Here is a 14,403-nt window from a genome sequence, read left to right on the forward strand (position 1 = left end):
GTCGTCGTTCGCGTCGATTGCCGGGTCTCAGTTCGAGTGCTGGACCGGGTCGGCCTGGCCGTCGGTGCCGGGGGTGCCCGCGGCCGCCTTCGGCTTGGCGTCGATGCCGGCCTCGAGGCGCTGCTGCGCCGTGATCGGGGTCGGCGCGGTGGTCAGCGGGTCGTAGCCGCCGCGGGTCTTCGGGAACGCGATGACCTCGCGGATCGACTCGTTGCCGGAGAGCAGCATGCAGGTGCGGTCCCAGCCGAGCGCGATGCCGGCGTGCGGCGGCGGCCCGTACTTGAACGCCTCGAGCAGGAAGCCGAACTTGTCCTGCGCCTCCTCCGGGGAGATGCCGAGCAGGTCGAAGACCCGGCTCTGCACGTCCGCGCGGTGGATACGGACGCTGCCGCCGCCGATCTCGTTGCCGTTCACCACGATGTCGTACGCGTAGGCGAGCGCGCGGTCCGGCGCCGACTCGAAGTTGTCGATCCAGTCGGCGTTCGGCGAGGTGAAGGGGTGGTGGACCGCCGTCCAGCCGCCCTCGTCAGTCTTCTCGAACATCGGCGCGTCGACGACCCAGCAGAACGCCCAGGCACTCTCGTCGATCAGGCCGGCCCGCTTGGCGATCTCGATGCGGGCCGCGCCGAGCAGCTCCTGCGCCTCCCGGCGCTCGTTCGCGGCGGCGAAGAAGATCGCGTCGCCCGGCTTGGCGCCGGTCGCGTCGGCCAATCCGGACAAATGCTCAGATGACAGATTTTTCGCGACAGGTCCGCGAGGCTCACCGGTTTCGGCGTCGAGCACGACATAAGCGAGACCGCGGGCCCCGCGCGCCTTCGCCCAATCCTGCCAGCCGTCCAGCTCCTTACGGGTCTGCGAGGCACCGCCCGGCATGACCACCGCGCCGACATAGCCGCCCGCGTCGATCGCGCCCGCGAAGACCCGGAACTCGGTGCCACGGAGGTAGGCGGTCAGTTCGACCAGCTCCACCCCGTACCGCAGATCGGGTTTGTCGGATCCGTACCGGTTCATCGCGTCGGTCCAGGTGATCCGCGGGATCGGCAGCTGCACCTGGTAACCCGCGAGCTCGCTCCACAGCCGGGAGACGATCTCCTCACCCAGCGAGATGATGTCGTCCTGAGTCACGAACGACATCTCGATGTCCAGCTGGGTGAACTCCGGCTGCCGGTCGGCGCGGAAGTCCTCGTCCCGGTAGCAGCGGGCGATCTGGTAATAGCGCTCCATGCCGGCCACCATCAGCAGCTGCTTGAACAGCTGCGGGGACTGCGGCAGCGCGTACCAGGTGCCCGGCTGCAGGCGGACCGGGACCAGGAAGTCGCGGGCGCCCTCGGGGGTCGACCGGGTCAGCGTCGGGGTCTCGATCTCGTTGAAATCGCGGGCGTGCAGCACCTCGCGGGCGATCTGGTTGGCCCGGCTGCGCAGCCGCAGCGCCGCGGCCGGCCCGGAGCGGCGCAGGTCGAGGTAGCGGTACTTGAGCCGCAGGTCGTCGGAGGCGGTGGTCGCGTCGTCGACCGGCAGCGGCAGCGGCGCGGCCTCGGAGAGCACCGTCAGCTCGCTGGCGACCACCTCCACCGCGCCGGTGGCCAGGTCGGGGTTCTCGTTGCCCTCGGGGCGGGCGCTGACCTCGCCCACGACCTTGACGCAGAACTCGTTGCGCAGGGCGTGCGCGTCCTCCTCCCGGAAGACCACCTGAACCACGCCCGAGGCGTCCCGGAGATCGACGAAGATGACCCCGCCGTGGTCGCGCCGGCGGGCCACCCACCCGGCGAGCGTCACCGTCGTGCCGGCGTCGCTCGCGCGGAGGCTGCCGGCGTCATGGGTACGGATCACGGGAACTCGACTCCTCACCGATGCTTCTTACAGGGTGCGCACCGGCCATTCTGTCAGGAGTCAACCCGCTACTTTCCACGAGGTGGCCCGCATGCCGGCGGTGCCGGTCGTCCCCACGTCGGTGATCTCGACCAGCGACATCGAGGGCGGGACGGCCGCGGTCAGCACGCACAGGGTCGCGCCCTTGCGCACCTCGACGCTGCCGCCCGGGCCGATCGGGCTGGTCCGGATCGCCTGCTGGCAGCCCTCGGCATCGGTGTCCGAGTCCTTCACCTGCGCGCCGGCCGCGGCGCCCGGGCCGAGCGTGAGCCGCGGCGTGTCCTGGCCGCACCGGCTGTCGTAGCGCAGGTCGCTGACCTTCTCGTCGGCGTTCGCCCGGGGCTCGTCGAGATCCAGGAAGAGCACGGCCGAGCAGCCCACCTGCACCCGCAGTGGCTCCTGGGCGTACGTGACGGTGAAGCCGGTCGTGCGCGGCGCGGCGACCGGCGCGGCGGCGGCCATGCTGGTGGCGACCAGCCGGGACAGGTTCATCGCCCGCCACGCGGCGAACCCCGCGATCGAGGCGGTGGCCAGCGCGCACACGGCGATGAAGACGGCGAGCCAGAGGATCCGGTCGCGCCGGCGCCGGGCCGTCCGCTCGTCGATGCGCTCGGTGGGGCCGTCCGGGACGGGGTCCGGGTGCGACCGGTTGATCACGTACGGGTCGTGGGGCGGCTTGTTGACGTTGTTCGCGGCGCGGAACACGGACATGTGGCGGCTCCCGACGGCTGCCGGCGGCTCCCCGGCAAAAGGCGTAAAGGGGACCCTACGGAGGTCGATCCCTCGATCCCATCCCCCGCCGAGGGGACTCACCTGCCCGGGCGACTCCGCCGTACGATCGGAAAATGGCGCCCGAATCCCGCGCGATCGACCGCGTCGACCGTCAGATCCTCCACGCCCTGCAGATCGCCCCGCGCGCCCCGTTCGCCCGCATCGCCACCGTCCTCGGCGTCTCCGAGCAGACCGTGGCCCGGCGGTACCAGCGGATGCGCGGCGCCGGCATCGTCCGGGTGCTCGCCCGGCAGGAGCCGACCCACCGGCCGAAGGCGTCGTACTGGTCGCTGCGCATCGGCTGCCGGCCCGGCACCGCGGAGGCGCTCGCCGACGCGCTGGCCCGGCGAGGCGACACCTCGTGGATCAGCATCGGCGCGGGCGGCGCCGAGGTGACCTGCCAGGCCGAGGTGGAGGGCGACTCCGGGCTGCTGCACCACCTGCCCCGCGCCTCGACCGTGCTGACCTTCAGCGCCCACCAGATGCTGCACCACTTCCCCGGGCGCGGCGAGATCGACTGGATCCTCCCGGACAACGACGTCACCGCCGAGCAGCGGCTGTTCCTGGCCGAGGGCCCGGCGCCGCGGTCCGGCGACGCCCGGGCCGAGCCCACCGACCGGCCGCTGCTCGACGAGCTGTCCCGGGACGGCCGGGCGAGCTGGGCCACGCTGGCCGCGGCGACCGGCTGGAGCCAGCGGCAGGTCGCCCACCGGGTCGGCGAGCTGGTCGGCAGCCGGGCGATCTACTTCCATCTCGACGTGGCCGACGAGCTGATCGGGGTGCACACGGCGGCGAACCTGTGGTTCACCGTGGCGCCCGCCCATCTGGCCTCGGTCGGCGCGCGCCTGGCCGACCACGCCGAGCTGGCCTTCGTCGCCGCGGTGACCGGCAGCGCCAACCTGATGGCGGCGGCGCGCACGCCCGATGCCCGGGCGCTCTACACCTACATCACCACGAAGGTGGCGGCGATCGAGGGCATCCACAACGTCGAGATCGTGCCCAGCCTCATCCGGGTCAAGCAGTCGCACTCAGTGATGGTGGGCGGCCTGGTCCGCGAGCCACCGCGCTAGGCCGGCCGCCGCGCGTCCACCTCGATCTCGATCCTCATCCGCGGATCGGCAAGCCCACACACCATCATCGTGGCCGCCGGCCGCACCGCTCCGAACGTCCGCCGCAGCACCGGCCAGCACGGCTCGAAATCCGCCCGATCCGGCAACAGATACCGCACCCGCACGACATCGGCAAAGCCACATCCCGCCTCCTCGAGCGCGGCCCCCACATTGACCAGGCATTGCTCCGCCTGAGCCACGACATCATCGGAAATGGTCATGCTCCGGTAATCGAACCCCGTCGTCCCGGAAACGTGCACCCGATCCCCATCGACAACGGCCCGGGCGTACCCGATCTGCTCCTCGAAGGTGGAACCACTGAAAATCGCGCGTCGTTCGCTCACGGTGGAACGCTACCGATCAAAACCATTCGACCGTACGTCCGACGGCTCCCCGACCGCACAGCGGCCGCCCCGCCCTTTCCCCGCGGCCTGCCTGCATCAACAGGCCGTAACGCGGGTCTCGCGGGTGGCGATGGGCAAGCCCGGGTTCGGCGCGGAACCCGGGCTTTTCCGATCGGGCCGCCGCGGGTCAGACGGTGGCCGGCTCGCGGGCCGGCTCCGGCTTCGTCGGGGCGGAGGGGCGGACCAGGGCGAAGACCACCAGCGCGCAGACGATGCCGACCGCGCCGCTGATCAGGTAGCCGGCGTCCAGACCGGCGGCCGCGGCGCCGCGGATCGCGCTCTCGGGGACCGAGCCGGCCAGTCGGGCCGCCTGGCCGCCGGCGACGGCGTGGCCGGCCGTTGCCGAGCCCAGGTGGTCGGTCACCCGCGACGCGAAGACGGTGCCGAGGACGGCCACGCCGATCGCGAAGCCGAGCTGGCGGGCGGTGGTCAGCGAGCCGGCCGCCATGCCGCCGCTGCGGAGCGGGACCGCGGCCATCGCCGAGGACGACAGCGTGGGCATGACCAGGCCGACGCCGAGACCGATCACGACGTAGCCGGGGATCAGCGCGAGCCAGCCGGCCGACGCGTCGACGAGCAGGCCCAGCAGCAGGCTGCCGGCGCCGATCAGCAGCATGCCGACGCCGATCAGCACGCGGGGCGAGCGGCCGTGCAGGCGGGCGCCGACGACGCCGGAGGCCAGCGCCGCGCAGACCGACATCGGCAGGCCGACCAGGCCGGCCCGCAGCGGGGACAGGCCGAGCACCGACTGCAGCCAGATCGAGGTGTAGGTGAAGGCCGAGAACGCCGCGAAGTTGACCAGCAGCCCGGCGATCAGAATCCCGGTGTACGAGCGGCCCCGCAGCAGCCCCAGGTCGAACATCGGCTGCTCGCTGCGCCACTCGACCAGCACGAACGCGGCGAGCGCCACCGCCGAGACCACGAACAGCCCCCACGTCTTGACCGAGGACCAGCCCTCGTCGTTGGCCCGGATCACCGCGTACGTCAGCGTGCCCGCGGCGACCGTGAAGGTCAGCGTGCCCCCCAGGTCGAAGCGGCCCGGCCGGCGTGCCCCGTCGTGCCGCAGCGTGGTGAAGCACATGACCACGGCGGCGACACAGATCGGCAGGTTGACCAGGAAGATCCAGCGCCAACTGAAACCCTCGGTGAGCAGGCCGCCGAGAATCGGGCCGACCGCGGTGGCGGCGCCCGAGACCCCGCCCCAGATCCCGTACGCGACCCCGCGCTCGCGCCCCTGGTAGGAGCTGTTGAGCAGGGCGAACGTCGTGGTGAACATGGCCGCCGCGCCGGCGCCCTGTACCACCCGGGCGGTCACCAGCAGCGCCGGATCGGCGGCGAGCCCGCAGGCCAGCGAGGCCAGCGCGAAGACGATCAGACCGCCGACGTAGAAGCGACGGTGCCCGTGCATGTCGCTGAGCGCGCCGGCGCCGAGCAGCAGCACGCCGAGGGCCAGCGCGTACCCGTCGACCACCCACTGCAAGGCGTTGAACGAGGTGCTCAGGTCGGTGGCCATCTGCGGCAGCGCCACGTTCACGATGGTCACGTCGATGAGCAGCATGAAGGTGCCGAGACACACGGTCACCAATGGCCACCACTTGCGCATGGCTCTTCCTTTCGCGGGTCGTGCTTGCCGCTCCACGATCGGGCCCGGGGCACCGATTCACCCAGCCACCGATCGGAAACGGCGTCTTTCTGCCATGGCGGCCGCGTCAGGGACGGAATCCGCCACGCCGGTCACACCACCGCGAAGGATCCTCCATCGACGAACCACCCGTCCCGGAGCACCGGGACCGCGCTGCTCACGCCCACCGCCGAGGCCACCGCGACGTCGCCCTCGAAGCCGAAGCCGCGCAGCTCACGCCCGCTCACCGACTCGTGCAGCGCACCGCCGAGGCCCTCCGCACCGCGGAGGCCGTCCGCGACGCCCCGATAGGCCCACATCGCGGCGTCGGCCTCGGGCGAGAAGCCCGCGCCCGACCCGTCCGCCAGGCCGTGCAGGAACGCGCCGGCGCCGAGCAGGTCCTCGATCGCCGGGCGCAGCGAGCCGTCCGGCCACCGCTCCCCCGACGCGACGACCCCGATCGGCCGGTCGCCGGCCCGCTCCCGCACCCAGGCCGCGGCGGCCGCCGCGTTGCGCAGCGACACCCCGACCACGGTCACCCCGGCGTCGGCGAGCCGGACCGAGATGGCCGAGCCGTTCGGCGACGGCAGCACCAGCCGGTCGATGCCCTCGGCGCGCAGGTTGGCGTGCAGGATGCTCTCCGGCGACAGGGTGACCTGCCCGGGGCCGGCCTCCTTGCGGAGCACCGCGAGCATCGCCCCGTGCCGGCGGGCCACGTCGACCGCGGAGTCGTCGCGCCACCGGTAGGGCAGCACGTGCAGCCCCTGCTCGATCGCCACGGTCAGCGTGGTGGTGAACGACAGCACGTCGACCACGGCGACGAACGCGGCGCCCGGCGCGACCGCGTCGGCCCCGACCGGACCCCATTCGAACCGCACCCGGTAGCCGCCCTGCCCGTCAGCGAGGTCCATGGCCATCATGCTGCCAGCCCGGCAGGCATCAACGCGAATGAATCAGGGCGGGCCGCCGACCGCCTTCAAATCGAACTGCCAGTCGTGGCAGCGGATCGGATTGCCCTTCGGATACTCGAAATCGACCTCGCCGAGCAACGCGAAGCCGGCCTTGCGGCAGACCGCGTTGGACGGCTCGTTGGTCACCTTCGGATACGCATGCGCGAACCGGTGCCGGCCGCCGGCCGCGGCCAGGCCGATCGCCGCGAGGACGGCGCCGACCGCGATGCCCCGGCCCTGGAAGCCGGGCAGCACCTTCCACCCCATCTCGTAGACGCTCTGGCCGAGCCACTCGGAGTCCCAGAAGCCGACCGAGCCGATCGGGTCGGGATCGTCGTCCACCATGATCAGGAAGAAGCCGGTGGTGCCGTCGCGCACCCCGTCCAGGATGCGTTTGTGCCGCGCCGCGATCGACTCCGCCGACTCGACGCCGCCCAGATGCGCCTGCATCTCCGGGGTATTCGCCCGGCGCTCCAGGATCGGACCCCGCTCGTCCCACGGCTCCAGCCAGAAGTTCGTCATGGCGCCACTCTTCTCCGGGGGTACGACAGTTTTTCTCAGAAGTAGGTCTCGAGGATGTCGACCACTCGGTGGTCTTCGTCGACCACCGGGAGGTGCCGCCACTTGTCGAAGGCGGTGCAGGGATGCGAGATGCCGAAGCGAACGAGATCGCCCGGAGCCAGCCCGTCCGCGGCCAGGTAGGTGTGGTGATCGTTGAGTTTGGACACCGACATGCCGGTCGCGGCGATCGTCCGCCCGTCCCGCCGCACCTCGATCGGCACCGGCAGCCCCTCGTCGAACGGCGCGTCCCGCTTGCCCATCCCGCAGATCGCCAGGCCCGGCTCCGGCGTGGACAGCACCTGCGCCCAGATCTCCAGCGCGGCGGTCAGCGGCCCCTCCGCGGGCACCCGCCGGAACGGCGTACGTTCGCGATAGAAACCGTCGTCGTGGGTGACCGACGCGCCGCTGCGCAGGATCAGCCGCAGGTCGCTCGGCAGCGCGGCCAGCCGGGCCACGACCCGGTCGAACCAGGCGCTGCCACCCGCCGACACCAGCGGGAACGTCAGGCCGGCCGCGCGCAGCCGCTCGACCCCGGCCACCAGCAGGTCGAGGAAGTCGTCCACCTCGCGCTGGGTGGTCAGTTGCCCCTCGTACGCGGTCACGCCGACCAGTTCCAGCCGTTGCGCGTCCCGCGCCGCGCGGGCGACAGATTCCAGGCCTTCGAGCGTACGTACGCCCGTGCGCCCACCCGCATGACCGAGCTCCACGAACACCCGCAGGCATCCGGCCTCGACCGACGCGGCGGCCGCCACGCCCGCCGGCGAGTCGACCTGGAAGTAGATGTCGTCCTGCCCGGCCAGCCAGCGCAGCGCGGCCGGGTCGAGCACCTCGTTCGCGATCAGGATCCGGCCGGCGCCGAGCTTGCGCAGCACGAGCGCCTGGTTCGGGGTGGCCACGGTCATCCCCCAGGCGCCGGCGTCGAACTGCGCGGCGATCAGGCCGGGCGCCATCGTGGTCTTCGCGTGCGGGGCGAAAGCGAAGCCGTGCCGCGCGCAGTAGGCGGCCATGGTCGCGATGTTCGCCAGGGCCGCCTCCCGCCGCAGCGCCAGCACCGGCCAGGTGAAGCCGCCGTCGAACAGGCTCGGTTTCTCCTTGGCGTAGTCGGCGGCGGTGCGCTCCCCCTCGGGCAGGAAGAAGCCCTTGCTGCGCCAGTCGACCCGCGGCTCCGGCACGTCCACCTCGATGCTCCCCTCGTCGGTCGCCTCAGGGTTGCACGACCAACCGCCTTCCGTGCAGATCCGTGCGCTGCCAGGCCGTCTCGATGTCGCTCAGCGGCACCCGTTCCACGCCGAACGTCAGCCGGCCGCTCGTGGCCCACTCGACGACCTGGGCGTAGGCGGCGCCCGTCGACTCGGGCCCGAATCCCTTGGCGGCGCCGTAGATCTCGACGCCCGAGGTGCGCAGGCTCTCGGCGGACACCCGCGGCATTGCCGGAACCAGCGATGAGCACCCTGGTCGCCCGGGGCATGCCGCTGCACCAGGCCCGCGTGATGGTCCTGACGGTCGAGCGCGTGACGATCGGTTTCGTCCTGGAGGAACAGGCCCCGCCCCCGGACACGGAGGGCTTCGACCTGGCCGAGTACACGGCCGCCTACCCCACGATGATCGTCGGCATCACCGAGTACTTCAAACCTGGCCGCACGGTCGACGACCTGTTCCTGGAGTGCGTCACCCTGGTGGTCGAAGGCCCGTCCGTCACCAGGAGCGGATGAGGCGCTTGACAGTAAGGGCTGCCTCGCGAGCCATTTCGGCGGCGGTCATGAAATACCGCCCGTGCGTCCGCCGCAGCGCCTCGGCCGATTCGGCCCACCGCACGACGACTTCAACCTCGTTGCCGAGCGACCGGCCATCCCAGGCGCGCTCACGCTCGACGCGGACGCGGGCTTTTCGCGCGCTGGCGGCGTCCGGGAACTCGACCTGGGCGATCAGGTCGCCCGGGGCCGGATCGAAGACGAGCAGGAAATAGCGCATCGCACCTCACCACTGTGGAGTAGCAGTTGCCTAGCGCCCAGGTTACTCACGCCTAGATCTGGCGCACGCGAATTTGGTGGAGGCGCAGGTCGGCGGTCATCTCGTCGAGTTCGGCGAGGCGGTCGGGCAGCGTGCGGGGGTTGCCGGGGGCGCCGGGTCGGGCGTCGCCCGGGCGCGGGCCGGAGAGCGGCCGGTAGTTGACGCCCAGGGTGTCCAGGTGGCGCAGGTGGGGCTCGAGTCGCTCCAGGAAGGCCGGGTAGTCGCGTTCCGGGCCGGACCAGACCGCTTCGGCGAAGGCGCACAGGCGGGGGTAGGTCATGTAGTCGACTCGGCGGGGGGACTCCATGTGTTCGGTCCAGACGTTGGCCTGGGCGCCCTGGATGTGGGCGGCCTCGGTGGCGGTCAGGTCGGGTGGGATCGGGTCGAAGGCGTACACGTCGGCCAGGGTCAGGAGAGTGCCGACGGGGGTGGGCTCGCCGGGGTCGTCCGACTGGCGGTAGTCGAGATAGCAGGAAATATCGGGACAGGCGACGACGTCGTAGCCGGCGCGAGCGGCCACCGTGGTCGGGAGCGGGCCGCGCCAGGCGGCGATCACGGCGGAGGGCGGGGCGCCGCGGGTCAGCAGCTCGTCCCAGCCGTAGACGCGCCGGCCCAGCGAAGCGAGGAACGAGGCCATCCGGGCGGTGAACCAAGGCTGCACGTCGGACGGCCCGGCGAGGCCGAGCCGGGCCAGGTCGGGGCTGCCCACCCACTCGTCGACCGGGCACTCGTCGCCGCCGATGCCGATCAGCTCGGACGGGAAGATCGAGCAGACGTGGGCGAGCACGTCGCGGCAGAACGACAGGGCGCGGTCGGACATGTTCAGCACGTGGGTGGAGATTCCCCACGATTGCCGTACGGGTCCGGACCAGCCATTGCCCAGCTCCGGATAGGCCGCGACGGCCGCCTGCAGGTGGCCCGGCATGTCCACCTCGGGCACCACGGTCACGAAGCGTTCGGCCGCGTAGGCAACGATCCGTCGCAGGTCGTCGGCGGTGTAGTACCCGCCGTGCGGTTGGCCGTCGTACCGTGCGTGCACGCGCGCGCCGAGCATCGTCGAGGACCGCCAGGCGCCGACCTCGGTGAGGCGCTCCCAGCCGGGCACCTCGATCCGCCAGCCCTGGTCGTCGGTCAGGTGCAGGTGCAGCACGTTGAGCTTGTGGAACGCGGCCAGGTCGATGAACCGCAGCACGTCGGGCACGGGCATGAAATGCCGCGCCACGTCGAGCATCACCCCCCGCCAGCGAAACCGCGGCGCGTCGACGATCCGCCCGAGCGGCGGCTCACCACCGTCGAACAGCAGCTGGCGCAGGGTCTGGGCGCCGTAGAAGACACCCGCCGGCGACCCTCCCGCGAGCACGACGCCGTGCGGGGCGGTGCTCAACGCGTACCCCTCAGGCGGTTGACTTCTGTCGATCGCCAAGCGGAGGCCGCCGTCGCCCGGTGGAAGCGGCAGCGAGATCGCGTCGCGCAGCCGGTCGGCGACGGCGCCGAGGCCCTCGTCGAAGGCCAGGCGGGCACCGGGGCCGAGCGCGAAGCTGCCGCCGGTGAACTGTTCGGACGTCGGCCGGGGGATCACTGGCACCTCCTTCGGATATAGTTTGTTGATCTAGGCAGGATGTCAACGGAAGTGGGCCGATGACCTGGGACCTGCTGCTCACCGGCGGTGACCCCTTCGACGTCGCGGTCAGTGACGGCGTGATCGCAGCGACCGGCCCGAGTCTTCCCCGGGACGCACACACCGTGGTCGACCTCGACGGCCATCTGGTCACGCCGGGCCTGATCGACCTGCACACCCACGTCGGGCCGGGCTACTGGGGCATCGAGCCCGACCCGATCGCGTGGTACACCGGCGTCACCACCTGGGTCGATGCCGGTTCGACCGGAGCCTTCACCTTCGCGGAGCTGCGGGCGAAGCGGACGGACGTGCGGGTCGCGGCGCTGCTCAACATCGCCGCTACGGGCCTGGCCGGGCGCACCGGCGAGTGCCGTGACCTGGCCAATTGCGACGTCGCGCGGGCGGTCGACACGATCCGGCAGAACCGCGACGTGATCCGCGGAATCAAGGTGCGGATGGATCGGGAAACGGTCGGCGACAACGGGTTGGAGCCGCTGCGCCGCGCTCTCGAGGCCGCGGAGCGAACCCATGTCCCGGTGATGGTCCACATCGGGGTCCCGCCGCCGCCCGTGGACGACGTGCTCGACCTGCTGCGCCCCGGCGACATCGTCACGCACTGCGCCAGCGGGCTGGCCTCGCCGCTCGGGCCGGCGCTGCGGGCGGCCGTCGACCGCGGCGTGCTGCTCGACATCGGGCACGGCTCGGGCGGGTTCGCGTTCGACGTCCTCGAGCGGCAACTGGACCACGGCATCCGGCCGACCACGATCTCCACCGATCTGCACGCCCGGTCGCTGCACGGGCCGGCGTTCGACCTGCCCACCACGATGGCGCGGCTGCTCGCGTGCGGCCTCCCGCTGGCCGAGGTGATCGAGGCGGTCACGAGCCGGCCGGCCCGGGCGCTCGGCCTCCCCGGCGGGACGCTGGCGGTCGGGGCGCCGGCCGATCTCGCCGTCTTCGAGGTGCGGCACGAGGAGTTCGAGGTGACCGACGCCCACCTCCGGACGAAACGGTCACCGCTTCGATTGATCAACATCAGCACGTACGTGAACGGTCGGGCACTGCCCCCACGCCTCCCGCCGCCCGTGCCAGGGTGGATCCCGCTCACCGACGCGCAACGCGCCGCGCTCGCCCGCCGTGACCGCGACGTGCGTGCCCTGCTCAGCGCCCCGCTGGTCGGCCCGGACGGCCTGGCCGACCAATTCCCACGAGACCACAGGAGTTCCTGACATGCCCAAGCGCGCGATCAAAGCCGACAAGGCAGCCCCGGCCGGCGGCCCCTACTCGCACGCCGTGGTGGCCGGCGACACGATCTACCTGGCCGGCGCGGTGCCCGCGCTCCCGGACGGCAGCTGGGTCACCGGCAGCTTCGCCGAGCAGGCGCACGCGGCGTTCCGCAACCTGGCGGCCTGCGCGGAGGCGGCCGGCGCGAGCCTCGACGACGCCGTGCGGGTCGGCGTCTACCTGCGCGACTTCGGGGACTTCGCCGAACTCAACGAGATCTACCCGCAATACATCAAGGGCGACAATCTGCCCGTACGCACGACGCTCCCGGTCGCGCTGGTCGGTTTCGACATCGAGATCGACGCGATCCTCTACGTGGGCTGATCGCCGTGCTGCAGGTGACGCCGAACGGACCGTGGACCAAGGACGTCCACCCGAACATGCCCGTCTCGCTGACCGAGGTGCTCGCCGATCTGCGGGAGTGCTTCCGGGCCGGTGCGACCGGCGTACATCTGCATGTCCGGGACGAGACGGGCGCGGAGACGCTGCGCCCGGAGGTGGTGAACGAGACCTGCCGATGGGTGCGGGCGCTCGCCGCCGAGGAGGGGATCGCCGCCGAGATCGGACTGACCACCGGCGAGTGGATCGTGCCCGGCCTGGCCGAGCGGATCGCGATGATCCGCGAGTGGGAGGGGGTCGACGTGGCCACGGTCAACCTCTCCGAGGCCGGCTTCGAGTCGGTCATGGCGGCGATGCTCGACACCGGGATCGGCATCGACGTGGGGCTGTGGGCGCCGGCCGAGATGAAGGTGCTGCTCGCCTCCGGCCTGCTCCCCCGGGCCCGGCGGGTGAGCATCGAGCTCGATCCCGGCGAGCCCTACCACCTGACCGGTGAGCCGTCCGCGGTCGCCCAGCAGGTCAACAGCGCGCTGGACGAGGCCGGGTCGGCCTGCCCGCGGCTCACCCACGGCATGAACGAGTGGACGTGGCCGCTGGTGGCCGACGCGTTCCGGCGCGGGCACGACACCCGGGTCGGGTTCGAGGATTCGATCTACCTGCCGGACGGGTCGATCGCGCCGGGCAACGCCGCCCTCGTCCGGGCCGCCCTGGCCCTGCGCGGCTGACCCGCCAGCACGATCAGCGCGGCCGCCGTGAGCAGGGCGGCCACCAGCGCCAGTGGTCGCGGTCCGGTCTGCGGCAGCAGCGCGCCGCCGAGCAGCGAGCCCGCCGCGATGCCCGCGTTGAACGCCGTGCCCACGCCCGCCGAGGCCATGTCGGTGCTCCCCGGCGCGACCACCAGCAAGCGGCCCTGCACGCTGGTCGCGAACGCCGAGTACGCGAAGCCCCCGCCCGCGATCAGCACCAGGACGGCCGGCCGGAACGTGCCCAGCAGGAACAGACCTGCCAGGGAACCGGCCCCGACGCCAAGCGCGGCCAGCAACGTCCCGATCGGATGGAGGTCGAGCGTGCGGGACACCACGAAGGCGCCGAGAGTTCCGGCCGCACCGGAAACGAACAGCAGCGCCGGCAGGGTGGACTCGGCGAAGCCGCTGACATCCAGGTAGAACACCGTCAGGTAGGTGGTGAAGGTCAGGAACCCGGTGATCGCGAGCGCGACGCCGACCAGCAGGCGGTTGAACGCGCGCCGGTCGGGGGCCGTTCCGCGCGCCGCCCGGCCCGAGCTGGGCCGATAGGACGGAATCAGCGCGAACATGACGACGGTCGCGAGGACACCGAAGGCCGCCACGACGGCGAACGCGGCCCGCCAGCCGGCCTGCTGCCCGATCCAGGTGCAGAGCGGGACGCCGAGCACCGGGGCCAGGGCCGGGCCGGTCGCGAACAAACCGATGATCCGCCCGCGGACAGCCACCGGGAACAGGCCGCTCACGACCGCGTTGACGACCGACCAGAACAGGGCCTGGGTGAGGGCAGTGGCCAACCGGGCGACGGCCAGGACGGCGTAACTGCCGGCGAGCGCGCCGGCCAGGTTGGCGACGGCGAAGAGCAGCAGGGTGGCGCCGAGCAGCTGGCGGCGCGGGATGTGCTTGGTGAGCACGGTCAGCGGGATCGAGCCGAGGACTACGACGATCGCATACCCACCGACCAGGAGGCCGATCTGCGAGCGGGACCGGTGCAGGTCGTCGGCCATCACGGTGAGCAGGCCGGTCGGCAGCAGCTCGGTCGAGACGAACGCGAAGGCCGCCAGCGACAACACGATCAGGGCGGCCCACGCCCGGCGGGGCGCGACGTCGGGCGTCACATGGCCTCC

At 72.0% G+C, this 14,403-nt stretch carries 16 protein-coding genes; 5 read left to right on the top strand and 11 right to left on the bottom strand.

All coding sequences use genetic code 11. From position 1 onward, the window contains the following. Positions 1-27 precede the first annotated feature (27 nt). Both aspS and IH26_RS0132880 read right to left on the bottom strand, forming a co-directional pair. Complete coding sequence (gene aspS, locus IH26_RS0132875; protein WP_030440149.1) at positions 28-1,830, bottom strand: aspartate--tRNA ligase; 1,803 nt, start codon at positions 1,828-1,830, stop codon at positions 28-30. A gap of 60 nt (positions 1,831-1,890) precedes the next feature. Then, the gene (locus IH26_RS0132880; RefSeq protein WP_030440150.1) at positions 1,891-2,580 is read right to left on the bottom strand and encodes a hypothetical protein; all 690 of its coding nucleotides are present in this window, start codon (positions 2,578-2,580) and stop codon (positions 1,891-1,893) included. Between the two features lie 134 nt (positions 2,581-2,714). Between IH26_RS0132880 and IH26_RS0132885 the strand changes: the two genes are divergently transcribed. Beyond that, positions 2,715-3,710 (top strand): AsnC family transcriptional regulator, encoded by a 996-nt coding sequence (locus IH26_RS0132885; protein WP_030440151.1) that lies wholly within the window; start codon positions 2,715-2,717, stop codon positions 3,708-3,710. Here the strand turns inward: IH26_RS0132885 and IH26_RS0132890 are convergent. The 6 genes from IH26_RS0132890 to IH26_RS0132915 form a co-directional block, all read right to left on the bottom strand. Beyond that, positions 3,707-4,093: a RidA family protein gene (locus tag IH26_RS0132890; RefSeq protein WP_030440152.1), complete on the bottom strand. Its 387-nt coding sequence runs from the start codon at positions 4,091-4,093 to the stop codon at positions 3,707-3,709. The genes IH26_RS0132885 and IH26_RS0132890 overlap by 4 nt on opposite strands. Positions 4,094-4,280: 187 nt before the next feature. Continuing rightward, entirely contained in the window at positions 4,281-5,756 is a 1,476-nt protein-coding gene (locus tag IH26_RS0132895) for an MFS transporter (RefSeq protein ID WP_030440153.1), read from the bottom strand. A gap of 131 nt (positions 5,757-5,887) precedes the next feature. Beyond that, positions 5,888-6,685: a 2-phosphosulfolactate phosphatase gene (locus IH26_RS0132900; RefSeq protein WP_034216464.1), complete on the bottom strand. Its 798-nt coding sequence runs from the start codon at positions 6,683-6,685 to the stop codon at positions 5,888-5,890. Positions 6,686-6,727: 42 nt separating this feature from the next. Then, a complete protein-coding gene (locus IH26_RS0132905; RefSeq protein WP_030440155.1) occupies positions 6,728-7,246 on the bottom strand; it encodes a GNAT family N-acetyltransferase in 519 nt (172 codons plus the stop codon). 35 nt (positions 7,247-7,281) lie between these two features. Further along, positions 7,282-8,463 (bottom strand): alanine racemase, encoded by a 1,182-nt coding sequence (locus tag IH26_RS0132910; RefSeq protein WP_084599234.1) that lies wholly within the window; start codon positions 8,461-8,463, stop codon positions 7,282-7,284. A 25-nt stretch (positions 8,464-8,488) separates the two neighbouring features. Beyond that, positions 8,489-8,713, bottom strand: coding sequence for a hypothetical protein (locus IH26_RS0132915; protein WP_030440157.1), 225 nt, complete (start codon positions 8,711-8,713; stop codon positions 8,489-8,491). Positions 8,714-8,727: 14 nt separating this feature from the next. On the opposite strand from IH26_RS0132915, the gene IH26_RS0132920 reads away from it, so the two are divergent. Next, a complete protein-coding gene (locus tag IH26_RS0132920) occupies positions 8,728-8,997 on the top strand; it encodes a hypothetical protein (RefSeq protein WP_211268792.1) in 270 nt (89 codons plus the stop codon). Here the strand turns inward: IH26_RS0132920 and IH26_RS0132925 are convergent. Then, positions 8,981-9,256, bottom strand: coding sequence for a hypothetical protein (locus IH26_RS0132925; protein WP_030440158.1), 276 nt, complete (start codon positions 9,254-9,256; stop codon positions 8,981-8,983). The genes IH26_RS0132920 and IH26_RS0132925 overlap by 17 nt on opposite strands. 52 nt (positions 9,257-9,308) lie before the next feature. Next, on the bottom strand, positions 9,309-10,874 hold the full coding sequence (locus IH26_RS0132930) for a beta-N-acetylhexosaminidase (RefSeq protein ID WP_245665731.1): 1,566 nt from the start codon (positions 10,872-10,874) through the stop codon (positions 9,309-9,311). Positions 10,875-10,933: 59 nt separating this feature from the next. Here IH26_RS0132930 and IH26_RS0132935 point away from each other — a divergent pair, with 59 nt between their 5' ends. From IH26_RS0132935 to IH26_RS0132945, 3 genes are read left to right on the top strand one after another with little or no spacing between them, the layout of a single operon-like run. Continuing rightward, a complete protein-coding gene (locus IH26_RS0132935; protein ID WP_030440160.1) occupies positions 10,934-12,139 on the top strand; it encodes an amidohydrolase family protein in 1,206 nt (401 codons plus the stop codon). 1 nt (position 12,140) lies between these two features. Then, complete coding sequence (locus IH26_RS0132940; protein WP_030440161.1) at positions 12,141-12,518, top strand: RidA family protein; 378 nt, start codon at positions 12,141-12,143, stop codon at positions 12,516-12,518. A 5-nt stretch (positions 12,519-12,523) separates the two neighbouring features. Continuing rightward, positions 12,524-13,258: a 3-keto-5-aminohexanoate cleavage protein gene (locus IH26_RS0132945; RefSeq protein ID WP_030440162.1), complete on the top strand. Its 735-nt coding sequence runs from the start codon at positions 12,524-12,526 to the stop codon at positions 13,256-13,258. Here IH26_RS0132945 and IH26_RS0132950 read toward each other — a convergent pair. Beyond that, entirely contained in the window at positions 13,186-14,394 is a 1,209-nt protein-coding gene (locus tag IH26_RS0132950) for an MFS transporter (RefSeq protein WP_051808948.1), read from the bottom strand. The two genes, IH26_RS0132945 and IH26_RS0132950, sit on opposite strands and share 73 nt — an antisense overlap. Between the last annotated feature and the right edge of the window lie 9 nt (positions 14,395-14,403).

Origin of the sequence: Actinoplanes subtropicus, assembly GCF_000721705.1 — a bacterium.
Taxonomy (GTDB): Bacteria; Actinomycetota; Actinomycetes; order Mycobacteriales; family Micromonosporaceae; genus Actinoplanes; species Actinoplanes subtropicus.

Coding starts and splice junctions, on each gene's coding strand:
- IH26_RS0132920 (WP_211268792.1), top strand. CDS start 8,728: ATGAGCACCCTGGTCGCCCGGGGCATGCCGCTGCACCAGGCCCGCGTG.
- IH26_RS0132925 (WP_030440158.1), bottom strand. CDS start 9,256: ATGCGCTATTTCCTGCTCGTCTTCGATCCGGCCCCGGGCGACCTGATC.
- IH26_RS0132935 (WP_030440160.1), top strand. CDS start 10,934: ATGACCTGGGACCTGCTGCTCACCGGCGGTGACCCCTTCGACGTCGCG.
- IH26_RS0132885 (WP_030440151.1), top strand. CDS start 2,715: ATGGCGCCCGAATCCCGCGCGATCGACCGCGTCGACCGTCAGATCCTC.
- IH26_RS0132940 (WP_030440161.1), top strand. CDS start 12,141: ATGCCCAAGCGCGCGATCAAAGCCGACAAGGCAGCCCCGGCCGGCGGC.
- IH26_RS0132900 (WP_034216464.1), bottom strand. CDS start 6,685: ATGGACCTCGCTGACGGGCAGGGCGGCTACCGGGTGCGGTTCGAATGG.
- IH26_RS0132880 (WP_030440150.1), bottom strand. CDS start 2,580: ATGTCCGTGTTCCGCGCCGCGAACAACGTCAACAAGCCGCCCCACGAC.
- IH26_RS0132905 (WP_030440155.1), bottom strand. CDS start 7,246: ATGACGAACTTCTGGCTGGAGCCGTGGGACGAGCGGGGTCCGATCCTG.
- IH26_RS0132895 (WP_030440153.1), bottom strand. CDS start 5,756: ATGCGCAAGTGGTGGCCATTGGTGACCGTGTGTCTCGGCACCTTCATG.
- IH26_RS0132915 (WP_030440157.1), bottom strand. CDS start 8,713: ATGCCGCGGGTGTCCGCCGAGAGCCTGCGCACCTCGGGCGTCGAGATC.